25 protein-coding genes and 1 pseudogene are annotated in these 22,372 nt (G+C 63.4%); 11 read left to right on the forward strand and 15 right to left on the reverse strand.

Features of this window, described 5'->3' with window-relative positions; translation table 11 throughout:
- Positions 1 to 13: 13 nt before the first annotated feature.
- Entirely contained in the window at positions 14 to 904 is an 891-nt protein-coding gene (locus NKI05_RS07810; protein WP_023814520.1) for a sigma-70 family RNA polymerase sigma factor, read from the reverse strand.
- 32 nt (positions 905 to 936) lie between these two features.
- The gene (locus NKI05_RS07815) at positions 937 to 1,245 is read right to left on the reverse strand and encodes a hypothetical protein (RefSeq protein WP_023681378.1); all 309 of its coding nucleotides are present in this window, start codon (positions 1,243 to 1,245) and stop codon (positions 937 to 939) included.
- A 147-nt stretch (positions 1,246 to 1,392) separates the two neighbouring features.
- On the opposite strand from NKI05_RS07815, the gene NKI05_RS07820 reads away from it, so the two are divergent.
- Both NKI05_RS07820 and NKI05_RS07825 read left to right on the forward strand, forming a co-directional pair.
- Entirely contained in the window at positions 1,393 to 1,758 is a 366-nt protein-coding gene (locus tag NKI05_RS07820; protein WP_023672270.1) for a VOC family protein, read from the forward strand.
- 53 nt (positions 1,759 to 1,811) lie between these two features.
- A complete protein-coding gene (locus NKI05_RS07825) occupies positions 1,812 to 2,660 on the forward strand; it encodes an alpha/beta hydrolase (RefSeq protein WP_245261692.1) in 849 nt (282 codons plus the stop codon).
- A gap of 85 nt (positions 2,661 to 2,745) precedes the next feature.
- On the opposite strand, the gene NKI05_RS07830 is transcribed toward NKI05_RS07825, so the two are convergent.
- The 4 genes and pseudogenes from NKI05_RS07830 to NKI05_RS07845 form a co-directional block, all read right to left on the reverse strand.
- The gene (locus tag NKI05_RS07830) at positions 2,746 to 3,732 is read right to left on the reverse strand and encodes a Gfo/Idh/MocA family protein (RefSeq protein ID WP_023681380.1); all 987 of its coding nucleotides are present in this window, start codon (positions 3,730 to 3,732) and stop codon (positions 2,746 to 2,748) included.
- Between the two features lie 78 nt (positions 3,733 to 3,810).
- On the reverse strand, positions 3,811 to 4,386 hold the full coding sequence (locus NKI05_RS07835) for a YceI family protein (protein WP_023681381.1): 576 nt from the start codon (positions 4,384 to 4,386) through the stop codon (positions 3,811 to 3,813).
- A gap of 69 nt (positions 4,387 to 4,455) precedes the next feature.
- Positions 4,456 to 5,034 (reverse strand): cytochrome b, encoded by a 579-nt coding sequence (locus tag NKI05_RS07840; protein WP_023681382.1) that lies wholly within the window; start codon positions 5,032 to 5,034, stop codon positions 4,456 to 4,458.
- 58 nt (positions 5,035 to 5,092) lie between these two features.
- A pseudogene (locus NKI05_RS07845) lies at positions 5,093 to 5,980 on the reverse strand (LysR family transcriptional regulator); the annotation flags it as partial.
- A gap of 92 nt (positions 5,981 to 6,072) precedes the next feature.
- On the opposite strand from NKI05_RS07845, the gene NKI05_RS07850 reads away from it, so the two are divergent.
- The gene (locus NKI05_RS07850) at positions 6,073 to 7,068 is read left to right on the forward strand and encodes an aldo/keto reductase (RefSeq protein ID WP_023681384.1); all 996 of its coding nucleotides are present in this window, start codon (positions 6,073 to 6,075) and stop codon (positions 7,066 to 7,068) included.
- Positions 7,069 to 7,287: 219 nt separating this feature from the next.
- Here the strand turns inward: NKI05_RS07850 and NKI05_RS07855 are convergent, their stop codons facing one another.
- From NKI05_RS07855 to infC, 8 genes are all read right to left on the reverse strand, one after another.
- Positions 7,288 to 7,890: a nucleotidyltransferase family protein gene (locus NKI05_RS07855; protein WP_023681385.1), complete on the reverse strand. Its 603-nt coding sequence runs from the start codon at positions 7,888 to 7,890 to the stop codon at positions 7,288 to 7,290.
- Positions 7,891 to 8,052: 162 nt separating this feature from the next.
- Positions 8,053 to 10,461 (reverse strand): phenylalanine--tRNA ligase subunit beta, encoded by a 2,409-nt coding sequence (pheT, locus tag NKI05_RS07860; protein ID WP_023814518.1) that lies wholly within the window; start codon positions 10,459 to 10,461, stop codon positions 8,053 to 8,055.
- A gap of 2 nt (positions 10,462 to 10,463) precedes the next feature.
- Complete coding sequence (locus NKI05_RS07865; RefSeq protein ID WP_023696009.1) at positions 10,464 to 10,910, reverse strand: GFA family protein; 447 nt, start codon at positions 10,908 to 10,910, stop codon at positions 10,464 to 10,466.
- Positions 10,907 to 11,959, reverse strand: coding sequence for a phenylalanine--tRNA ligase subunit alpha (gene pheS, locus NKI05_RS07870; protein WP_032885996.1), 1,053 nt, complete (start codon positions 11,957 to 11,959; stop codon positions 10,907 to 10,909). Before pheS ends, NKI05_RS07865 begins: the two co-directional genes overlap by 4 nt.
- 296 nt (positions 11,960 to 12,255) lie before the next feature.
- Positions 12,256 to 12,657 carry a 50S ribosomal protein L20 gene (rplT, locus tag NKI05_RS07875; protein ID WP_023814515.1) on the reverse strand — a complete coding sequence of 134 codons (402 nt, stop codon included), beginning with the start codon at positions 12,655 to 12,657 and terminating at the stop codon, positions 12,256 to 12,258.
- A gap of 39 nt (positions 12,658 to 12,696) precedes the next feature.
- On the reverse strand, positions 12,697 to 12,900 hold the full coding sequence (gene rpmI, locus NKI05_RS07880) for a 50S ribosomal protein L35 (RefSeq protein WP_006201248.1): 204 nt from the start codon (positions 12,898 to 12,900) through the stop codon (positions 12,697 to 12,699).
- Between the two features lie 184 nt (positions 12,901 to 13,084).
- Positions 13,085 to 13,723, reverse strand: a complete 639-nt coding sequence (locus NKI05_RS07885) for a methyltransferase family protein (protein WP_023681388.1) — start codon at positions 13,721 to 13,723, stop codon at positions 13,085 to 13,087.
- 132 nt (positions 13,724 to 13,855) lie between these two features.
- Positions 13,856 to 14,392, reverse strand: a complete 537-nt coding sequence (gene infC / locus NKI05_RS07890; protein ID WP_023744911.1) for a translation initiation factor IF-3 — start codon at positions 14,390 to 14,392, stop codon at positions 13,856 to 13,858.
- Between the two features lie 246 nt (positions 14,393 to 14,638).
- On the opposite strand from infC, the gene NKI05_RS07895 reads away from it, so the two are divergent.
- From NKI05_RS07895 to NKI05_RS07910, 4 genes are all read left to right on the forward strand, one after another.
- Positions 14,639 to 15,409 (forward strand): alpha/beta hydrolase, encoded by a 771-nt coding sequence (locus NKI05_RS07895; protein ID WP_023672284.1) that lies wholly within the window; start codon positions 14,639 to 14,641, stop codon positions 15,407 to 15,409.
- Positions 15,410 to 15,415: 6 nt separating this feature from the next.
- The gene (locus NKI05_RS07900; RefSeq protein WP_023814513.1) at positions 15,416 to 16,558 is read left to right on the forward strand and encodes a benzoate/H(+) symporter BenE family transporter; all 1,143 of its coding nucleotides are present in this window, start codon (positions 15,416 to 15,418) and stop codon (positions 16,556 to 16,558) included.
- A gap of 117 nt (positions 16,559 to 16,675) precedes the next feature.
- Positions 16,676 to 17,161, forward strand: a complete 486-nt coding sequence (locus tag NKI05_RS07905; protein ID WP_023672286.1) for a DUF2852 domain-containing protein — start codon at positions 16,676 to 16,678, stop codon at positions 17,159 to 17,161.
- 198 nt (positions 17,162 to 17,359) lie between these two features.
- Positions 17,360 to 18,118 (forward strand): M48 family metallopeptidase, encoded by a 759-nt coding sequence (locus NKI05_RS07910; protein WP_023672287.1) that lies wholly within the window; start codon positions 17,360 to 17,362, stop codon positions 18,116 to 18,118.
- A gap of 18 nt (positions 18,119 to 18,136) precedes the next feature.
- Here the strand turns inward: NKI05_RS07910 and NKI05_RS07915 are convergent, their stop codons facing one another.
- Positions 18,137 to 18,355: a hypothetical protein gene (locus NKI05_RS07915; protein WP_023672288.1), complete on the reverse strand. Its 219-nt coding sequence runs from the start codon at positions 18,353 to 18,355 to the stop codon at positions 18,137 to 18,139.
- Positions 18,356 to 18,464: 109 nt separating this feature from the next.
- Here NKI05_RS07915 and NKI05_RS07920 point away from each other — a divergent pair, with 109 nt between their 5' ends.
- The 4 genes from NKI05_RS07920 (at position 18,465) to accD (ending at position 22,334) form a co-directional block, all read left to right on the forward strand.
- On the forward strand, positions 18,465 to 19,124 hold the full coding sequence (locus NKI05_RS07920; protein ID WP_023681392.1) for a phosphoribosylanthranilate isomerase: 660 nt from the start codon (positions 18,465 to 18,467) through the stop codon (positions 19,122 to 19,124).
- Positions 19,125 to 19,214: 90 nt separating this feature from the next.
- Positions 19,215 to 20,465, forward strand: a complete 1,251-nt coding sequence (gene trpB, locus NKI05_RS07925; RefSeq protein WP_023672290.1) for a tryptophan synthase subunit beta — start codon at positions 19,215 to 19,217, stop codon at positions 20,463 to 20,465.
- A 2-nt stretch (positions 20,466 to 20,467) separates the two neighbouring features.
- On the forward strand, positions 20,468 to 21,307 hold the full coding sequence (trpA, locus tag NKI05_RS07930) for a tryptophan synthase subunit alpha (protein WP_023693067.1): 840 nt from the start codon (positions 20,468 to 20,470) through the stop codon (positions 21,305 to 21,307).
- Positions 21,308 to 21,407: 100 nt separating this feature from the next.
- Positions 21,408 to 22,334, forward strand: a complete 927-nt coding sequence (gene accD, locus NKI05_RS07935; RefSeq protein ID WP_023672292.1) for an acetyl-CoA carboxylase, carboxyltransferase subunit beta — start codon at positions 21,408 to 21,410, stop codon at positions 22,332 to 22,334.
- Positions 22,335 to 22,372 lie beyond the last annotated feature (38 nt).

A 22,372-nucleotide genomic window follows, 5' to 3' on the forward strand; every position in this document is an offset into this window, starting at 1 on the left:
CTCTGGCCGATGCTTACTCGTCGATGAAGCGGATGTCCGCATCGGCAAGGCAATAGGGCGCGTAGCGGAAATCGCGGATATGGCTGACCTTTCCATCCTGCCAGTCGACCAGCATGAAGCCGCGCACGGCGTCATCTCCCGTTTGCGGGTTGCGGATCAGGATGGCCGGCCTGCCGTCGACGAAGCCGAGCGACAGCGCCCAGTCCTGGACACGGTCGTAATTGCCGAAATAGTTGGAAACCTGCGCCTTACCGCGCATGCGGGTGCGGTTGACGATTTCAAGCTGGATATCCTCGGCGATCAACGCGCGCACGGCGTCGAAGTCGCGCGCGTTGAACAGGTCGACATAGCGGCGCAGGCGCCGCTCGTCACCGGCGTCGAGCTTTGGGGCAGGCGCCTGCTCGTCCTGTGACGCCAGCAGGCGCAGCTGCGACCGCCCGCGATGGAGCGCTGCCTTGGTCGCAGCCAGGGTCGCGCCGGACACTTCGCAGGTTTCGTGCAGGCTGAGGCCAAGCACGTCGACAAGGATCACGGCGCTGCGCTGCACTGTTGCCAGCTGCATGAAGCTTCGCAGGCTGGCGGCGGTGGCGAGCCTCGCATCGGCGCTTGCGGAGGGGTCTTCGATCGTCGTCATGTCGGTCTCGCTCATGCGCGCCTGCTCCCGCTGGCGCCGGCGCAGATGATCCTGCGCGGCATTGTGGGCTATGCGGAACAGCCATTGCTCCGGACGCCCAACGGTGGCGTCGCCGTCGATGGCCTGCAGTGCCTTGATCAGTGTCTCCTGGACGATGTCCTCGCCATCGATCACCGAGCCGGCCATGCGGGCGCAGTAGCGGTGCAGCTTCGGTCGCAAGGCGCCGAGCATCGCCTCCAGGGCAACGCGGTCGAGTTTTGCTGTGTTCATCCTGTCCGTTCCCAAAATGCCGGTCTTTGCATTCAAGCCGGCACGACCTCGCCGGCCAGCATACGATAATTGCCGACGATCTTTGCCGGCGATCTGGCAAGCGGCGTCGAGCGGCGCCCGGCATGATCGGCGCTGAAGGCCTTGAAGGCTGCGAGCCCCGTCAGGCCGTCGCCATCCTGGCTGACAAGATGGATGAACTCGCCATTCTCCAGTTCCAGGACGAGGTAGCGCACGGATTGCGGCTTCGTGTCGTCGAGTGCCTCGAACACCTGTGCAACCAGCATACGGTTCTCGGCGATGCTTTCGTCCTTCACGCCGTAGCGGATGAGATTGTAGCCCATTGTCGTCTCCTGTTTTTCAACTCTGCACAGAGAAGACGTTTCGCGGCCTCGAAAAGATTCGTCGCCCGGCGAATCTTTTCGATCGTCCGGATCGTCTTTCCCGTCGACGGCTGCGCGGCAGCCGTCCAGGAGCAGGAGAGACCCATCATGCACATCCAGTTTGCCGAATTGCCGGTGTTCGACCAGGACCGCGCCAAGGCCTTCTACACCGGACATCTTGCTTGCCAAGTGGCGGAGGACCAGCTGATGGGCGACAGCGGCTGGCGCTGGATCGAGCTGACATTTCCCGGCGCCGTCACCAATTTGCATTTCGTCAAACGCCCCGATGACACGCCGGGCACTGAGCCCGTGCTGGTGCTCGTTGATGGCGATGTCGAGGCAACGGTCGCGGGCCTGAAGGCGCGCGGCGTCGAAATCATCACCGAGCCGCAGGAAGCGCCTTGGCAGCCGGGCCGCACAGTCGCCGAATTCCGCGACAGCGAGGGCAACCGCATGGTTGTCGCCAGCAAATGATCGGACCCGGCGCAAAGCCGAACTTTGACATGAGAACAACAGGAGAGATGGACATGACCCCCCAAACGTCGACGCTGAAAGTACCGGGCGCCAGCCTCTATTATGAGATGCGCGGTTCCGGCCCCGTACTGTTGATAATCCCCGGCGGACCGCAGGACGCCGGCGTCTTCGCCGATGTCGCGGGCCACCTCGCCGACCGCTACACGGTGGTCGCCTATGATCCGCGCGGCAATTCGCGCAGCACCTTCGACGGAGAGCCGCAAGAGCAGGACCTCGATGTCCATGGCGACGATGCCGCGCGATTGATCGAGGCGCTTGGCGCCGGACCGGCCTATGTGTTCGGCACCAGCGGCGGCGCCCAGATCGGGCTCAACCTCGCCGCCCGCCATCCCGGCCGGGTTCGTGCACTGGTGGCGCATGAGCCGCCCAGCATGATGCTGCTCGACGACCCGTCGCCGTCACTGGCCGGCATGCGCGACCTGCACGACACCTATCGCAGCCAGGGTGTCGAGGCGGCGATGCAGAAATTCTTCAGCGAGAACAGCCTGTCGGAAGGGCCGGGTCAGGATGAAGCCGGGCCGCAGGACGGACCGCCTTCGTTCGAACCGTCGCCCGAGGAGGCCGAGACCTTTGCCAGGGTCAGCGGCAATTTCGAATACTGGCTGGCGCATGGCGTCATGCCGCTGTCGCTCTACCGTCCTGATATCGAGGCGCTGCGCGGCCGCCCGGTCGTGGTCGGCATCGGCGAAGAGTCCATCGGCCAGCCGATCGACGGCATGGGCAAGGCGCTGGCCGACGGGCTCGGCAGCAAGCGCGCCGCCTTCCCCGGCGACCACATGGGCTTTGCGCCCTATCCCGACCGCTTCGCCGAGACCTTGCACCTGACGCTCAGAGGCGCGTGAGATCGTCAGTTCAACAGGAAAGGAGCGTCCGCATGCACAATGCGGACGCCCTTCTCCCATGAAATTACCCGCTAAGATTGCTGTATCAGACGGCCTCCCAGCCTTCCTTGCCGCCGGCGCGGAAGATGGCGTCGATGACCTTCTGGTTGAGCACGGACTCCTCCAGCGTGAAGACACGCTCCTTGCCACCCTGTGCCGCCCTGGCAAACGTCTCGACCTCGCGCCGGTATTGCTGCGTGCCGGGAAAGCGGAACACCTGCGCCTCCGTATGGTTCTGGTTGTGCAATTCGATGCGGTGATGGTCGTAGAGCCCGGCATTGAACGGCGAGAACACCTCGATGAAACCCTTCTCGCCGTGGAACACCATCACCTGCCGCGCCGCCATCTGCGTCGACAGATAGAAGGACAGTTCGAAATCGCCGAAATCGGCGCGGATCGAGGAATAGATGTCGGTGCCGAATTTCTTGTCGCGCTCGATCGTCGCCTGCACGCGCAGTGGCTCCTTGCCGCTCGAAAACCGCGTCGACACCGTCGGATAGACGCCGATATCAGGCAGCGCGCCGCCGCCGAGATCGAGCTGGTTGCGCATGTTGGTGGGATCGACATTGTAATAGGAGAAGGCGCCCTGCACATGGCGCAGCCGGCCGATGGCGCCATCGGCGATGAGATCGCGCACCTTGATCCATTGCGGGTGGTAGATGACCATGAAGGCCTCGCAGACCAGCACCTTCTTCTGGTCGCGCAGCTTGATCAGCGGTGCGATATTCTTGGCGTCGAGCGCCAGCGGCTTTTCCACCAGCACATGCTTGCCCGCTTCGATGGCCTTGGCCGTCCACTCGACATGCTGCGAGGTCGGCAGCGGGATGTAGACGCCGTCGACGTCTTTCGAAGCGAGCAGCTCCTCATACGAACCAAAGGCATGCCTGGCGCCGAACCGCTCGCCCAGGGCCTCGGCCTTCGACAGGTCGCGGCTGGCGATCGCGGACAAAACGCCATTCTCGGCCTCGACGATTGCCGGCAACAATTGCTCGCGGCCGATCTTGGCCGTCGACAAAACACCCCATCGGAACATCAGGCTTCTCCTATCGATTTACAGGCGAGGAGGTTTGCCCGAAATTGCAGGAAAAGCCAATGCGGATCGCTGGTCCTGCTAGCCTCGCTTGCCCGTTAGCGTCATGTCGAAATTGACGATATTCGAATAGATCGGCGTGCCGACATCCATGCCGTACCGGGAGCGCAGCACCTTGCCGGTGACGTGGAATTTAATGACGCCGCCCTTCAGCCCGCCGAGCTCGGCAGTGAACTTTTCCGCAAACGTCTTGCCGCGCGCCGTCAGCCGGCCGCTGACCAGCGCCGTGGTGTCGCTGGTTCGGGTTACGCTGGTCGAGCGGAACTGGATTTCGGGGCTGTTGGCCACGTCGAACACCGCATCGGAGCGCAGGAAGGCGTCGATGCGGCCCTGGCCGGTGCCGACGCTTTCGGGATAGATGGTGAAGTTGACCGCGGAACGGCCGACATCGCTGTTGTCGATGCGGATGGAGCCCTTGAAGCGGCCAAAGGCGCCGTCGAGGCCGCCGCCACCGACCTTGCCGATGGAGAAGCGAATGCTGGAGCTGGCCGGGTTGACCGTGTAGCTGCCGGCGGCGTCGCCGAGGTCCACAGCGGCGGAGACAGGCATGGCAAGGCAAGCGGCAACAGCCGCCAATCCGAAGATGCGCGCATACATGGGTTTTGTCCTTACTGGGGCAGGCGAAGTGTTGCGCCCTCACTCCAATGAACGAATGCGCGGCGCGCGCTATTCCATGTCCTGATCTGACGAAGGCGTGATCATGCGCGTGAGCACGCTGTCGCGCAGCCAGAAATGATGCCGCAGCGCCGCCAGCGCATGCAGCGCAACCAAGGCAATGCCGGCATAGGCGAGATACCAGTGTGCTGCCGCCCAGAAGTTTTCCGCCGCATCGGACACGCCGAGCGGCAGGTTCGGCATCACGAAAAGGTTGAACGGCATGCTGGGGATCTCCAGCATCGACACCGAAACCAATGCCCAGCCGGACAGCGGCACCGCGAGCTGGAAGCCATAAAGTGCCAGATGCGCCAGCGGCGCCGTCCGACGCTCCAGGCCTCCGACCGAGGCCGGCAAGGCCGGGGCCGCATTGCCGAGCCGCCAGGCAATGCGCAGGATGAGGAGGCCGAGCAGCAGGAAGCCGAAGGATTTGTGCAGCTGGATCAGCTCGAAGGCGGTGCGCTGGCTGGTCAACCGCACCATGATGAAGCCGAGCATGAACTGGCCGATGAACAGGATGCCGATCAGCCAGTGGAGGACGATCGCCGCCCAGCCGTAGCGGGTTGAGTTGTTGGTGATGAATGCCGGCATGGCTGGTGAACGAATGGCAGCTGGGCTTTCTTCCACCCTCCCCACAAGGGGGAGGTGGCTAAGCACCGACCTTGAAGAAATCCACAAACGCCCGCAGCGCCGGGCGCATCTGGCGGCGGCTGGGGTAGTAGACGAAGAAACCGTCGAAGGGCGGACACCAGTCTTCCAGCACGCGGATCAAGCGGCCGTCGGCGAGCGGCGCGCGCACATAATCGTCGAAGACGAAGGCGAGCCCTGCGCCGTCGACCGCTGCCTGGGCGATCAGATGGTCTTCGTCGAGGATCAGCGGCCCTTGCGCCGCGATCTCGATCTCTTCGCCATCCTTCTCGAATTCCCAGCGGTAAAGAATGCCGCTGGAAAAACGGAAGCGGATGCAGCGGTGGTCGGCAAGATCGCGCGGATGGCGGGGTCTTGGCATGGTCGCGAAATAGGATGGCGCGCCGACCGCGGCGCCGCGAAGGTCCGGTCCGATGCGCACCGCGATCATGTCGCGCTGCAGGCTCTCACCGAGCCGCACGCCGGCATCGAAGCCGCCTTCGACGACGTCGGTGAAGCGATCCTCGATGACGATTTCCAGCACGATGTCGGGATAGGCCGCGGCAAAGCCGCCGAGCCTGGGCGTCAATGCCAGGTGGGCCGCGGTGCGCGGCACGGTCAGCCGCAGGTTCCCGGCCGGCCGGTCGCGCGCCTCGATCGCCGTTTCCAGCGCCAGATCGATCTCGGACAGCGCCGGCCGCAGCCGTTCGAGCAGCTGCGCGCCCTCCTCCGTTGGTGCCACGCTGCGGGTGCTGCGCGCCAAAAGCCGCACGCCGAGCCGCGCCTCCAGGCTGGACACGGCATGGCTAACTGCCGAGGGCGCGATGGCCAGTTCGCGCGCCGCGCCGCGAAAACTACCGCATTGGGCGACTGTTGCCAGTACAGCGAGTTGAGAAAGATGCGCTCGGTTCTATTTTATAGAACAGCCCGTGCGAATGACAGCCAATTATCGAACGTAAAGCCAGGCGCTATCTCTGTTTCATCGCAACAAGGAGATGCGCCATGAAAACCCGCAAACTTGGTACTGAGCTCGAAGTCTTCCCCGTCGGCCTCGGCTGCATGGGCATGAGCTTCGCATATGGCGGTCAGGCAGAGGTTGACGCAATCGCCACGCTGCGCCGCGCTGTCGAGATCGGCGTGACGTTTTTCGACACCGCCGAAGTCTATGGTCCCTTTGAGAACGAGATCCTTCTCGGCAAGGCGTTGAAGCCGGTGCGCGACAGGGTGACGATCGCCACCAAATTCGGCTTCAAGATTTCCGAGGAAGGCTCAGGCCTCGAACGCATGGTCGGCGTCGACAGCCGCCCGGAGCACGTCAAGGCGGTGGCGGAAGCCTCGCTGAAGCGGCTCGATACCGATGTTATCGACCTCTACTACCAGCACCGCGTCGATCCCGACGTGCCGATAGAGGACACGGTCGGTGCCATGGCCGAGCTGGTGCGCGATGGCAAGGTGCGGGCGCTGGGCCTGTCGGAGGTCAGTGCCGCCACCATCCGCCGGGCGCACGCCGTGCATCCGATCGCTGCCGTGCAGAGTGAGTACTCGCTTTGGAGCCGCGACCCCGAAGACGAAGTGTTCGATGTCTGCCGCGAACTCGGCATCGGCTTCGTCCCCTACAGCCCGCTCGGTCGCGGCCTGCTCACCGGCACCATCGCCAAGCCCGAGGCCCTCAGCGACGACGATTGGCGCCGCACCTTGCCGCGTTTCCAGGCCGACGCCATGGCGGCAAACGCCAAGGTCGTTGCGACGCTGGAAAAGCTGGCGGTGGAAAAAGGCGTCACATCGGCGCAGCTGGCGCTGGCTTGGGTGCTGCACCAGGGCGACTTCATCGTGCCGATCCCCGGCGCAAGAAAGATACGCCATCTCGAGCAGAACACGGCGGCGGTCGGGATCGAGCTGAGCGCGGCCGAGGTGGCGGCGATTGGCGACGCGCTGTCGCCGGATAAGGTGGTTGGCAAGCGCTATACGGAGGAACTGTTGGCGCTGGTGAATGGGTGAACAAGCGGGGGAGCTTGGCGCCCTGAGAAGTCAGCGCGCGGCACCCCCCTCTGTCCTGCCGGACATCTCCCCCGCAAGGGGGGAGATCGGCTGTCGTCGCTGTTTTCGCCAATCACCAACGTTGCAGAAAGTGCGCCAACGATGAAGCTGCCAATCTCCCTCCTTGCGGGGGAGATGGCCGGCAGGCCAGAGGGGGGTGCCTCGCGCCGCCATTTCGTATCACCAAGGCACCACCGTAATCTCCGGCCAGCACGCCTTCGCCCTCGCCCCCTTCGCCTCATGCGTGCGCCTGTTATCCATCAGCCGGTTGGGCGTGATGCGAAACGCGAAGAGGTCATCCAGCCCGAACGGCGCCACGATCTCAAGCTGCTCGTCGGCATCGTATCGCACCCCGACCGCATGCGTCTTCGAGGCGAAATAGCTCACCGACTCGCTGGAGCTCGTATAGCGCGGGCAGGGCTGGCCGAATTTCTGCGGATACCACAGATGCACCCGTGCCTGGTTGCGCACCTCGGCCGGCAGAGCCAGCCCCTCGAAATGCTGCGCCGCCCGGCGGATGACCGCGTCCTCGGCCTCGTAGGACAGGTCGCTGTCATCGAAGTAGAAGAGATCGACATCCTTGATGCCGTAGCCCGGCGGCTTGCCGGTCAGATGGTTCCAGATGCTGTTGTAGAGCGCGCCGGACACCACCAGCCAGTCCGGCAACGCCAGCGTGCGGGCCCGCTCCAGCGCGTCGCTGACGAGCGCATCCGCCAACACCATTGCGAGAAACGCTTCGCGCTGGGCTTCGAACGGCAGACCGGAATAGCGCAGATGGTCCATCGCCCTTTGGAGAGCGATTCGCAGCTGCCGGCAATCCTCAGAAGCAATTCCAGGAAAAAGTGTGTAGCGGTTTTCCTGGGAAAGCGCGCCGCGCTTTCCCTAAGACGCGCTTTCCCTAAGAATTGCGTGAAGGCGAAATATGTAGGGCGGGCGTTAGCCGCTCTACGTTCTCAGCATGCCGCCCGTTTGCTTGCCGACATTGTCGACGATGCGCTTGGCCAGCGCCTCGAAATCCTCGTCGGTGAGCGTCTTTTCAACCGGCTGGATAGACACTTCGATGGCAATCGACTTCTTGGCGGCCCCGAGAGATGCCCCCTCGAACACGTCGAACACCGAAACGCCGGTGACCAGCTTCTTGTCGGCAGCGAGCGCCGCGCGCACCAGCGTACCGGCCTCGACCGCCTTGTCGACGACGAAAGCAAAGTCGCGCTTCACCGCATGGAAGGCGGACAGCTCGAGCTTCGGCTTGGTTTTCGTCGGCTTGGCCTTCGGTTCCGGCACGGCGTCGATATAGACCTCGAAACCGCAGATCGGTCCGGAAACGTCCAACCCCTCCAGCGTCTTGGGGTGGAATTCGCCGAACGTGCCGAGCACGGTCTTCGGGCCGAGCTTGATCGTGCCGGAGCGGCCGGGATGGTACCAGGCCGGACCGCCTGGCTCGATCTGCAGCCTGTCGACCGGGGCGCCGCAGGCTTCCAGCGCTGCAATCGCGTCGGCCTTGGCGTCGAATACGCCGACCGGACCGGAATTGCCGGCCCAACTGCGGCCGGAGCCGTCGAGCTTGGCGGTGCCGCGGCGCACACCGGCCGCAACGCGCCGCTGCTGGTCGGGGCCGTCGCCCTCATAGGTACCGGAGACCTCGAACAGCGCGACATCGCCGATGCCCTTGTCGGCATTGCGCTGCGCGGCGACGATCAGGCCGGGCAACAGCGAGGGCCGCATATCGGACATGTCGGCTGCAATCGGATTGGCGAGCTTCAGCGCCGTCTGGCCGCCGCCGAACAGTTCGGCGTGTTTGGCCGGGATGAACGACCAGGTGAGAACCTCCAGCATGCCCCGCACGGCGAGCGAGCGCTTAGCAATGCGGGTGCGCACCTGCAGCGTCGTCAGGATCTTGGAATTGACCGCTTCATGAGCGCCGAGCGGCTGCGGCGCGATGTTGTCGACGCCGTGAATGCGCATGACTTCCTCGACCAGGTCGGCTTTGCCATCGACATCGGGCCGCCAGGACGGCACCGCCACATCGACGATGTCGTCCGAGCCCTGCGGCTCGAAGCCGAGGCGCGAAAGGATGTCGAGGCTTTCCGCCTTTGGCACTTCGGTGCCGGTCAGCCGCTTTACTTCCGAGATCGGGAAGGAAACGATCTTAGGCTTGTAGCCGGCATAGCCAACGACCTCGGTTTCCGTCGGCTCGCCGCCGCAGAACTCCAGCACAAGCTTTGTCGCCAGCTCGACGCCGGGCACCATGAATTCCGGGTCGACGCCACGCTCGAAACGGTAACGGGCATCGGTGATGATGCCGAGCGTACGGCCAGTGCGGGCCGTGGTGATCGGATCCCAAAGAGCGGATTCGATCAGCACGTCCGTGGTGTTCTCGTCGCAGCCGGAATGCTCGCCGCCCATGACACCGGCGATCGATTCGACGCCATTGTCGTCGGCGATCACGCACATCTGCGGCGTCAGCGTGTATTCGCGCCCGTCAAGCGCCAGCACCTTCTCGTCGTCGCGTGCGCGGCGCACGACGAGATTGCCGGCGACCTTCTTGGCATCGAACACATGCAGCGGCCGGCCACGGTCGAAGGTGACGTAGTTGGTGATGTCGACCAGCGCGCTGATCGGGCGCAAGCCGATGGCGATCAGCCTTTGCTGCAGCCATTTCGGCGACGGCCCGTTCTTCACGCCTTTCACCAGGCGCAGCGCGAAACCGGGGCAGAGCTCCGGCGCCTCGATGGTCACCTTGACCGGCGTTTCACCTTTGCCAAGGACCGCTTCGACCGGCGCGGTCTTGAGCCGGCCAAGCCCGCTTGCCGCCAGGTCCCGGGCGACGCCGTAAATGCTGGTCGCATCCGGCCGGTTCGGCGTCAGATTGATCTCGATCACCGGATCGTCGAGATGCGCGTAAGCCGCGAAGCTGGTGCCGACAGGCGCATCGGCCGGCAGGTCGATAATGCCATTGTGCTCATCCGACAGCTCCAGCTCGCGCTCGGAACACATCATGCCATGGCTCTCGACGCCCCGGATCTTGCCGACGGTCAGCGTCACGTCGATACCGGGCACATAGGCGCCGGGCGCGGCGAAGGCGCCGATCAAGCCGGCGCGGGCATTCGGCGCACCGCACACCACCTGGACAGGGGCTGCGCCATTGCCGGTGTCGACGGTCAGCACCCGCAGCCGGTCGGCGTCGGGATGCTGCACCGCCGTCAGCACCTTGGCGATGACGAACGGCTTCAGGCCGGCCTTGTCGTCGACATGCTCGACTTCGAGGCCGATCGAGGTCAGCCTCTCGACGATCTCGTCGAGCGTGGCGTCGGTGTCGAGATGATCCTTGAGCCAGGAAAGGGTGAGTTTCATCACTATGTTCCGTTTTGTCTGTACCCGCCCGGACCTTGTCCATCGGGTCTGGGTACGCTTGTCTTCAAATGGCGCGGCAAGTCGTCGGGCATATGCACGAAGGGCAGCTGCTCGCGCACATAGGCATGGTGCGTCGGCCGGAAATAGGCCGGCATGTCCATGGCGCCCAGCATGAAATAGATGTGGTCTTCCAGCCGCTCGTCGACATAGGCGATAGGCGAGCCGCAAATGCCGCAGAACGAGCGCGTCACCGGCCCGTTCTCGTACATCTTCAGCGCCTTGCCGGTGAAAGCCACCTGCTCGGTCAGGAAGCCGACAAAGGCCGACACCGGCGCGCCGCTGGCGCGCCGGCAATCGCCGCAATGGCAATAGCTGATATGGTGCGGTTCGACTGATGCCTCGAACCGTACCGCGCCGCAGCGGCAGCCACCCGTGTGCGGCGCCGTCATGCGGAAAGACCTCCGAACAGCGTCGGCATGTCGAGCGGCCTGAAACCGTAATGCGACAGCCAGCGCACATCGGCGTCGAAGAAGGCGCGCAGGTCCGGCATGCCGTATTTCAGCATGGCGATGCGGTCGATGCCCATGCCCCAGGCAAAGCCCTGATATTCGTCGGGATCGAGCCCGCCGGCGCGCAGCACATTGGGGTGGACCATGCCGCAGCCGAGGATCTCCATCCAGTCGGAGCCTTCGCCGAATCGCACTTCGCCGGGCCGCGAGCGGTCGCACTGGATGTCGACCTCGAGGCTGGGCTCGGTGAACGGGAAAAAGGACGGCCGGAAGCGCATCTTGACCTGCGGCACCTCGAAGAAAGCCTTGCAGAATTCTTCCAGCACCCACTTCATGTTGGCGACATTGGCCGATTTGTCGATCACCAGCCCCTCGACCTGATGGAACATCGGCGAGTGGGTAGCGTCGGAATCCTGCCGGTAGGTCTTGCCGGGAATGACGATGCGGATCGGCGGCTTCTGCTTCTCCATGGTGCGGATCTGTACCGGCGAGGTGTGCGTGCGCAACAGCTTGCGCTCGCCCTTTTCGTCCGGCTGGAAAAAGAAGGTATCGTGCATCTCGCGCGCCGGATGCCCTTCGGGGAAATTCAGCGCGGTGAAATTGTAATAGTCGCTCTCGACATCGGGACCTTCTGCGATGGCAAAGCCGAGATCGCCGAAGATCGCCGCGATCTCGTCGATGACCTGGCTGATCGGATGGATGCGGCCGCGCTCGGCCGGCGATTGCCGCACCGGCAGCGTCACGTCGACCGTCTCGGCGGCAAGGCGCGCCGTGACCGCCACATCCTTCAGCTCGACCTTGCGTGTCGTCAGCGCTTCGGTGACGCGGTTCTTCAGGCCGTTGATCGCGGGGCCCTTGACCTGGCGCTCCTCGGCGCTCATCGCGCCCAGTGTCTTCAGCAATTCCGAGATCGACCCCTTTTTGCCGAGAGCCGCGACGCGCACGGCTTCGATAGCAGCCTCATCGGCGGCCGACGCGACGTCGGCCATCAGGGAGTTTTCGAGAGTATCCAAGCCGGTAGCTATGTCGTTCACGGTCAAACTCGCTGTGTTGGGAGTCAACTTTGAGGTGAAAGTCACTTTCAAGTTGAAAGTTCAGCCATAAGAAAAACCCGCGCCAGCCGTGCCAGCGCGGGTTCCCCAATCAGAATTGCGAATGCTGGGAAGCGCTGGGCTCGGAGCCCGATCCCGAAAAGTTGCAGACTTTTCGGAAAGATCGCGCTCCTCGCTAAATTTCCCTGAGCATGATGTTGTCCAAAAAGTCAGCAACTTTTTGGCATCATGCTCTAGGCGACATCGCTTTCAAAAGCATTCGGGGTGGTGTTCTTCAGATATTCGAGCGCGACCTTGGCCTTGGCCACGAGTGCGGCGAACGCCTGCGGTTCATGGATGGCCATGTCGGACAGGATCTTGCGATCGATCTCGATACCGGACTTGTTGAGGCCGTCGATGAAGCGGCCATAGGTCAGGCCATGCTCGTGCGTCGCGGCGTTGATGCGCTGGATCCACAGCGCGCGGAACGAGCGCTTGCGGTTCTTGCGGTCGCGATACGCATACTGCATCGACTTTTCGACCGCCTGCTTGGCGATGCGAATGGTGTTCTTGCGGCGGCCGTAGAAGCCTTTCGCGGCTTTCAGGACCTTCTTGTGCTTGGCGTGCGAGGTGACGCCTCTTTTTACGCGTGCCATGTCATGATCTCCTTAAACGCTGTTCCTGAAACCGAATGCTCAGAGGCCGTTCGGCAGAAAATTCTTGATGACCTTCTTGCCATCCGGTTCAGCCAGAACCATCGTGCCGCGGGCATTTCGAATGAACTTGTTGGAACGCTTGATCATGCCGTGACGCTTGCCGGCCGCAGCCGACAGGACTTTACCCGTACCTGTGATCTTGAACCGCTTCTTGGCGGCCGATTTGGTCTTCATCTTGGGCATTTTGCTACTCCGTATTGGTGGCGCACAATCGCGCTTCTTGTTCGCTTCGGGCGGACCAAAAGCCCGAAAAGCAAATGAAACCGCCACGGCATGCCCTGCCGGGCGGTTTTCTTGGAACGGCGGTCCTATACGTCAAAGCGGGCTGGCGCGCAACACCCGAGCGGCTGCGACGCTCTGTCCGCGATCAGGGCAGCCTGAACAGCACCGGCAGAATGCCCGATTGCTGGGCGCCATCGATGGTCTCGAACACCGGCAACGCCACCAGAAACACCAGCCCGTCGAGCAAGGTGGTCAGCAAGAGGCGCGGCTTGAAGCTGCCGGTGTCGCCTTCCTGGTAGAGCGACAGCTGGGGGAAGAAACGCGGCACCCGCGCCAGATAGGCTGTGTAGGGCGCGCCGAGAACCTCCTTGAGATACCTTTCCTCGCGCAGGATGACGATGTGGAAGGCGCCGGCGCACAAAAGCGCAAACAGGACGATGCCGGAGAACGAGCCGATCTGCGCCCCGACGCCGGCGGCGGCAACGGTCGAGAACACGTAGAGAGGATTGCGGGTGATCGAATAGGGGCCGCCGGTGACCACTTCGGAGGATTTGCGCCCCCCGATATAGAGTGTCGACCACAAGCGGCCGACGACGCCAAGGAAGATCAGCAGCACGCCGACCATCTCGATCGTTTCATGCACCGGGGTATCGGGCGGGAAGGTCGACTGGCCGAACAGCAGTGCCGCAAACAGCACCACCACCAGCACCGCAAGCACCATGCGACGCATGTGCTGGTAGCCGCCCAGCTCCTTGATGGGCGCAGGGTTGATTTCATTGGCCATGTCGGGAATCCGATTGTCGAGAAGCTTTGCCGGCGATCGCGGCGTCTGGACAGGAGAATCGGCGTCCCGCCGATCGCCGGGACGCCATGAGACAGGATTCAGGCGGATTTAGAGCGCAACGCCCGAACTGATCTAGCGCGGCGCCAGCACCATCATCATCTGGCGGCCTTCCAGCTTCGGCTCGGCTTCGACCTTGGCGATGGTAGCCGTCTCCTCGCGCACCTTGTTCAGGAGCTGCATGCCGAGTTCCATATGCGCCATCTCGCGGCCGCGGAAGCGCAGCGTCAGCTTGACCTTGTCACCTTCCTCGAAGAAGCGCCGCACGGCCTTCATCTTGGTTTCGTAGTCATGGCTGTCGATGTTCGGGCGCATCTTGATCTCCTTGATCTCGATGACCTTCTGGTTCTTGCGCGCCTCGGCCGCCTTCTTCTGGTTGGCGTATTTCAATTTGCCGAGATCGAGAATTTTGACGACAGGCGGCACTGCATTGGGCGAGATCTCGACCAGATCGAGCCCTGCCTCTTCGGCGAGCAGCAATGCGTCGTTGATGGAAATATCGCCGCGGTTCTGGCCATCGGCGTCGATCAGCTGGACCCGGGGAACCCGGATATCACGGTTTGAGCGCGGGCCATCCTTGGTGGGCGCCGCTGCTTTGAAAGGTCTGCGAATGGTCGTGGTCTCCTTGGCCGTTTCGTTCAGGGTTTCAATCTAGAATGTTCAGGACGCGCCAATGTGGTGAGCGCGCGGGCGGAGTCAATAGCACAGCGCTGACAGAAAATCACCCTGATCGCAGGCCTGCACCAAACAAAGGATGTCGCGAGCACTTTCCGCCTCGCCTGTGCCTGTGTCAAAAGACCAGCGAGTAAAATCAGGCTCCCACAATCAGGTCCCCAGAACCAGGATTGATCCACAGCCATGACCGCGACCACCCCAACCCTGCTGGATGTCGACGGCATCGATATCGCGGTTCGCCATTCCTCGGGCGCAACGCCCGGCGTCGTCTGGCTCGGCGGCTACAAATCCGACATGCTGGGCACGAAGGCGCAAACGCTGTCGGATTGGGCGGCCAGGGAAGGCCGCGCATATCTGCGCCACGACTATTCCGGCCATGGCGAATCCGGCGGCGCCTTTGCCGACGGTACTATCTCGAAATGGCTTGGCGAGAGCCTCGCCGCCTTCCGGCATTTCACCGAGGGCAAGCAAATCCTGGTCGGCTCGTCGATGGGCGCCTGGATCGCGCTGCGCATGGTGCAGGAGCTGCGCAAGGCGGGCGACAGCAATGTGGTTGGCCTGGTGCTGCTCGCGCCGGCGCCGGATTTCACCGCCGAGCTGGTCGAGCCGGCTCTGACGGAGGCACAGAGGCGCGAACTTCGGGAGAAAGGCTTTTTCGAAGAACCTTCGGACTATTCCGCCGAGCCTTACATCTACACAAGCGCGCTGATCGAGGACGGCAGAGCGAACCGGGTCATGATCGGGCCGATCGATACCCATTGCCCGGTCCACATCCTGCAGGGCTTGGCCGATGCCGACGTGCCGGCAAGCCATGCGCTGAAGCTGGTCTCGCTGCTGCCAGCCGACGACGTCACTTTGTCGCTCATTCCCGACGGCGACCACCGCCTGTCGCGGCCGCAGGATCTCGACATGCTGCTGAGGGCGGTGGCCGACATGGTTCGGCGGGCGGGGTAGGCAAGAATGCGCATTTCCATCCCGATATCCGCCTTTGTCGCGGCAATCGTCGGCTTCGGCGGCACGCTGGCCGTCGTCATTGCCGCCGCCAAGGCGGTTGGCGCCACGCAAGCCGAAACCGCGAGCTGGGTGACGGCAGTGTGCGTGGCGATGGCGATCGAATGCCTGTGGCTGTCCTGGCGCACGAAAATGCCCATCATCACCGCCTGGTCGACACCAGGCCTGGCGCTGATGGCGGCATCGAGCGGCTTTACCATGGCCGATGCGGTCGGCGCCTTCATCGTCACCGGCTTGATGTTGATCGCCACCGGCCTGTTCAAGCCGCTGACCCAGCTTATATCAAGGATACCGACGTCGGTCGCGTCCGGCATGCTGGCCGGCATCGTCGTCACCTTCGCGCTCAATGCCGTCAAGACCATTCCGGTCGACCCCTGGCTGATCCTGCCGCTGATCGCGGCCTTCTTCGTCATTCGCCTGTTCAACCCGGCGCTGTCGGTGCTGGCGGTGCTGATCGGCGGCGGCATCGCCGCCTTCCTGACAGGCCGCGTCGGCGGACTGCCGGCGCCGGAACTGTCGACGCTGACGCTGATTGCTCCGCATTTCAGCGCCGCAGCTGTCATCGGCCTGGCGCTGCCGCTCTACCTCGTCACCATGGCGTCGCAGAACCTGTCGGGTCTCGCCGTCTTGCGCGCCGCCGGCTATCACCCCGAACCCGGCCCGCTGATCGGCGTCACCGGCCTGTTCTCGCTGCTGTCGGCGCCGTTTGGCGGCTCGACCACCAATCTGGCCGCGATCTCTGCGGCGATCTGCACCGGGCCGGACGTCCATCCCGACCCGGCCGAGCGCTGGAAGACCGGACCCTTCTATGCACTTGCCTATCTGATCTTCGCGGTTTTCGGCGCCTCGCTGGTGGCGATCTTCGCAGTGCTGCCGCAAAGCCTGATCGCGCTGGTGGCCGGCCTGGCGTTGATGGGGTCGCTGGCCAACGCGCTGGCGATCGCGCTCAAGGACGAGGACCAGCGCATGGCGGCTACTGTCACCTTCGTTGTCACCGCGTCGGGGCTGACTTTGTTCGGCGTTGGCGCCGCCTTCTGGGGCTTGGTCGCCGGCCTGGTCGTGCTTTTCCTCGAAGCGGTCAAAAAGCGATAATCAATTCAGGACCTTGTCCGGTTTTGGCGGACGTTGTCTTGAATCGCCGTTTTTCTCATCCCATTTCGAATCCACGCAGCCGCTCTTGGCTGTCTCCAACCGAAGGAATGGGAGAAAATGAACACATCCGCATTGATCCGCCCGGCCTGGACGCCGGCGACCATCGCGCTGATGGTGATCGGCTTCATGGTGTTCTGGCCGCTTGGCTTCGCCATGCTCGCCTACATCATCTGGGGCGACCGGCTTGACGGCTTCAAGCGCGACGTCAACCGGGCCACCGACGGCATCTTCGCCGGCTGCCGTCGCGGTTCCGACAAGGCCGCGCGCTGGGGCCACGGTTCGGCCCGCACCGGCAATGTCGCTTTCGACGACTGGCGCGAGAAGGAACTCGAACGCCTCGCCGAAGAGCGTCGCAAGCTCGATGAGATGCTGAGCGAGTTCGATGAGTACGCCCGCGAATTGCGCCGCGCCAAGGACCAGGACGAGTTCGACCGCTTCATGGCCAACCGCAACAAGTCGACAGCGCCTGCAAAGACAGGCTCGGCCGAAACGGCCAAGCCCGCGACGCCCAAGCGCAAGGGCCCGAACCTGCTTGACGACTGAGGCTGCGCGCATGACCCCGAAAATCGAAACCGATTTTCGGAAAGGTTCATGCGCCGAATTAGAGTGCTACAGCGTCCTTTGCGCGTCAGAGACGCGCGGCGCTCTAAGACAGGCCTTGGCATGATGGACGGCGTCGCGCGAGCGGCGCCGTTTCTTTTTTGTTCTGGTCGTTTTCCTCGAATCGCGTATCGTTCAGCCATGTCCTTCGGCTTTTTCCGCAACCTGACCAAACCAAAACCCTCGCCTGTCGAAGAGCGAGAGCACGTCGTTGCCGGCCGCACACTGCCGCTCAGGATCGTCGAGAGCGCCCGCGCACGGCGGCTGACGCTGCGCATCGATTCGGGCGGCCAGGGGCTGCGCATCACCGTGCCGCCGGGCTTGCGCCGCGGCGAGGTGGAGAAATTCCTTCACCGCCACCAGGACTGGCTGGAGCAGCGTCTGGCCAAGGTGCCGACACGGCCGCAAGTGCGCCCCGGCATCAAGATCCCGATACGCGGCGTCGCGCATCGCATCGTCCACGAACCGTCGAAACGCGGCACCGTCACCGTGTCGCGCGACGAGCGCGGTCCGCTGCTGATCGTCCATGGCGAGCGGATACATTTGCCGCGCCGCATCGCCGATTTCCTCAGGCGTGAGGCCAAGAAGGACATCGAGAAGCTGGTGGTCAAGCATACCGAGGCCATCGGCAAGCGCGCCAAGGCGATCCGCTTCAAGGACACGTCGAGCCGCTGGGGCTCCTGCACTTCCGACGGCAATTTGTCCTTCTCATGGCGCATCATGATGGCGCCGACGCCGGTGATAAACTACTTGGTCGCGCATGAGGTGGCGCATCTCAAGGAGATGAACCACGGCCCGAAATTCTGGAAACTGTGCGAGCAGCTCTGCCCCGACACCGACCGCTGCAAGGACTGGCTGAAGCGGAATGGTGGGGCATTGCAGGCGATTGTGTTCGATTAGCCTGCGCCAGCGCCGCGCTCAATCATCATTGGCCGCATTAAGCTCTTCAGGCCGCAGCCCTTCGTCGCCATGGCGCGGCCATGGCAGGAAATTCTGCTCGAACGCATCGCTGCCGAAATAATCCAGGACCCGGTGCGCTTCTGCCCCGTCGAAGGCGGCCTTTTGCATCAGATGGGCGATGACGTCGCGGGCTTGCGCAATCTTCTGCCTGAGTTCGGCTATGCTCTGGTCGGCCATTCGTCTGCTCCGCCTTGCTTCTCCCATCAATAGGTAGCGCCTTTGGCGTTGCCGGCAAACAGCATGCTTTTTCTCGACTCTTGGCCGGTTTCGTGCCAAGCCCCGCGCCATGGCGCTCGATATCAAGATCTGTGGATTGAAGACCGATGAGGCAATGGCCGCGGCCCTGGCCGGCGGCGCCAGCCATGTCGGCTTCATCTTCTTTGCTAAAAGCCCGCGCTATGTCGAGCCTGCGGCAGCCGGCCGCCTGCGCGAGGCGGCAATCGGCAAGGCCAGGGCGGTCGCCGTGACGGTCGATGCCGATGACGCGTTCCTGGATGAGATCGTCGCCAAAATGCGCCCCGACATGCTGCAGTTGCACGGCACGGAGACGCCCGAGCGGGTGGCCGAGGTGAAAGCTCGCTACGGCCTGCCTGTCATGAAGGTGTTCTCCGTCAGTGAGGTAGCCGATCTCGAGCGGCTAAAGCCGTTCATCGGCGTTGCCGATCGCTTCATGTTCGATGCCAAGCCACCAAAGGGCTCGCAACTTCCGGGCGGCAATGGCGTCGCCTTTGACTGGCGCATCCTGGCCGGCCTTGACGCCGGGCTCGATTACATGCTTTCCGGTGGGCTCAACGCCGCCAATATCGGCGACGCCCTGATATCAGCCAATCCGCCCGCGATAGACATTTCGTCGGGGGTGGAAAGCGGCCCGGGCGTCAAGGATCCGGCGCTGATCGAGCAGTTCTTCCGGGCCGTCAGGGCCGCGCGCGACGACCGCGCTGCCTGAGGCACTTCTTTCGAACCCGAGCATGTTCCGGAGAAGTGGGAACCGGTTTTCCGATAAGACATGCTCAGAACCAAGACCAGGAGATCGGCGATGAACAAGCCGGCGACACCCAATTCCTTCCGCACGGGACCCGACGAACAGGGCATGTTCGGCATCTTCGGGGGCCGCTTCGTGGCCGAGACGCTGATGCCGCTGATCCTCGACCTGGAGCGGCACTGGAACGAGGTCAAGAACGATCCGGACTTCAAGGCTGAGCTGACCAATTTGTCGACCCACTATGCCGGGCGGCCGTCAAAGCTCTATTTCGCCGAAGGCCTGACCAAGCATCTTCGTGAGGTCTCCTCGGCGAAGGGCCTCGGGGGCGGCGCCAAAGTCTACTTCAAGCGCGAGGATTTGAACCACACCGGTTCGCACAAGATCAACAACTGCCTCGGCCAGATCCTGCTGGCCAAGCGCATGGGCAAGAAGCGCATCATCGCCGAGACGGGCGCTGGTCAGCACGGCGTTGCCGCGGCCACGGTCGCGGCGCGCTTCGGCTTTCCCTGCGTCGTTTATATGGGCGCCACCGATGTCGCCCGCCAAAGCCCCAACGTGTTCCGCATGAAGCTGCTCGGCGCCGAAGTGCGGCCGGTGACCGCCGGTCACGGCACGCTGAAGGACGCCATGAACGAAGCGTTGCGCGACTGGGTCACCAATGTCGAGGACACTTATTATCTGATCGGCACCGCCGCAGGTCCGCATCCCTATCCGGAGCTGGTGCGCGACTTCCAGTCGGTGATCGGCATCGAGGCGCGCGCCCAGATCCTCGAACAGGAAGGCCGGCTACCCGACACCATCATCGCCGCTGTCGGCGGCGGCTCGAACGCCATCGGCCTGTTCCATCCGTTCCTGGATGACAAAGAAGTCCGCATCATCGGCATCGAAGCCGGCGGCCGCGGCCTTGACGGCATCGAGCATTGCGCCTCGATGAATGCCGGCGCGCCCGGCGTGCTGCACGGCAACCGCACCTATCTCTTGCAGAACGCCGACGGCCAGATCCTCGACGGCCATTCGATCTCAGCCGGCCTCGACTATCCCGGCGTCGGCCCCGAACATTCCTGGCTGCGCGATTCCGGCCGCGTCGAATATGTGCCGATCCTCGACGACGAGGCGCTGGAAGCCTTCAAGCTGACGACACGCGTCGAAGGCATCATCCCGGCGCTGGAATCCGCGCACGCCATCGCGCATGCGGTCAAGATCGTGCCGGATATGGACAAGGACCAGATCGTCATCGTCAACCTGTCGGGACGCGGCGACAAGGATGTGCACACAGTGGCCTCGATGCTGGGCATGGAGATCTGATCATGGTGACCCGCATCGACCGCCGCATGGCAAAACTGAAAGCCGAGGGCCGCCCGGCGCTCGTCACCTATTTCATGAGCGGCGACCCCGACTATGACACCGCTTTGTCGATCATGAAGGCGCTGCCCAAGGCCGGCGCCGACATCATTGAAATGGGCATGCCGTTTTCCGATCCGATGGCCGATGGACCGGCGATCCAGGCCGCTGGCCTGCGGGCGCTGAAAGGTGGCCAGACCCTGGTCAAGACGCTGAAGACGGCGGCTGATTTCCGCGCCACCGACAATGAAACGCCGATCGTGCTGATGGGCTACTACAACCCGATCTACATCTACGGTGTCGATCGCTTCCTCAAGGACGCCATCGCCAGCGGCATTGACGGGCTGATCGTCGTCGACCTGCCACCGGAGATGGACGAAGAACTCTGCATTCCGGCGCTGAAGGCCGGCATCAACTTCATCCGCTTGGCAACGCCGACCACCGACGACAAGCGCCTGCCCAAGGTGCTGCAGAATACGTCGGGCTTCGTCTATTACGTGTCGATGACCGGCATCACCGGCTCGGCTTTGGCCGACACCGGCAAGGTTGCCGCCGCGGTCAAGCGCATCAAGGGCCACACCAATCTGCCGGTCTGCGTCGGCTTCGGCGTCAAGACCGCCGAGCAGGCGCGCATTATCGGCGCCAATGCCGATGGCGTCGTCGTCGGCACCGCGATCGTCAACGCGGTCGCCAATGTGTTGGGACCGAAGGGCGAGAAGACCGCCGACCCGGCCGAGGCCGTCGCCACCCTGGTCAGCGGACTGTCTCAGGGCGTGCGTTCGGCCCGCCTTGCTGCTGCCGAATAGTTTCCCTACTTAGGCCTTGTGCAAGTCGTTATCCCAAAACCGGTTCCACTTTTGGGCGACATGCACGAGCCAACTCTTCGTCAGGACAGGAGCCGAAGCGATGAACTGGATCACCAATTACGTTCGCCCGAGGATCAATTCGATGCTCGGCCGGCGCACCGACATGCCCGAGAATCTCTGGATCAAGGATCCCGAGACCGGCGAGATGGTGTTTCACAAGGACCTGGAATCCAACCAGTTCGTCATCCCGTCATCGGGCCATCACATGAAGATTTCGGCCAAGGAACGGCTGAAATTCTTCCTCGACGACGGCAAATACGAGCAGCTTGAGAACCCCAAGGTCATGCAGGACCCGCTCAAGTTCCGCGACGAGAAGCGCTACACGGACCGGCTGAAGGACGCCAAGGCCAAGACCGGCCTGGAAGACGCCATCATCAACGCGCTGGGCACGGTCAAAGGCCTGCCGGTGGTGGTGACGGTGCAGGATTTCGCCTTCATGGGCGGCTCGCTCGGCATGGCCGCGGGTGACGCCATTGTGCACGGTTTCGAGGTCGCCTTGCAGCGCAAGCGGCCGCTGATCCTGTTTGCCGCCTCCGGTGGCGCGCGCATGCAGGAAGGCATTCTGTCCCTGATGCAGTTACCGCGCACCACGATCGGCGTCGACCGGCTGAAGGAAGCCGGCCTGCCATACATCGTCGTCTTGACCAACCCGACCACCGGCGGCGTTACCGCCTCCTACGCCATGCTGGGAGACGTCCACATTGCCGAGCCCGGCGCGCTGATCGGCTTTGCCGGCCCGCGCGTCATCGAGCAGACCATCCGGGAGAAACTGCCGGACGGTTTCCAGCGCTCCGAATATCTGATGGAGCACGGCATGGTCGATATGGTGGTGTCGCGGCTGGAACTGCGCGAGACGATTTCACGGCTGTTGAAAATCCTGCTCAAACTGCCGCAGGAGCAAAAGCCGCTGGAGCCGGAAATCCTGCCGCCGTCGGTCATCCCGACGGAAGCCCGCCCGCAGGCCTGACGCGACATTTCTGGCCGCAAACCGCGATTGCGTGCACC

The organism is Mesorhizobium sp. M0771 (assembly GCF_040320155.1).
Lineage (GTDB): Bacteria > Pseudomonadota > Alphaproteobacteria > Rhizobiales > Rhizobiaceae > Mesorhizobium.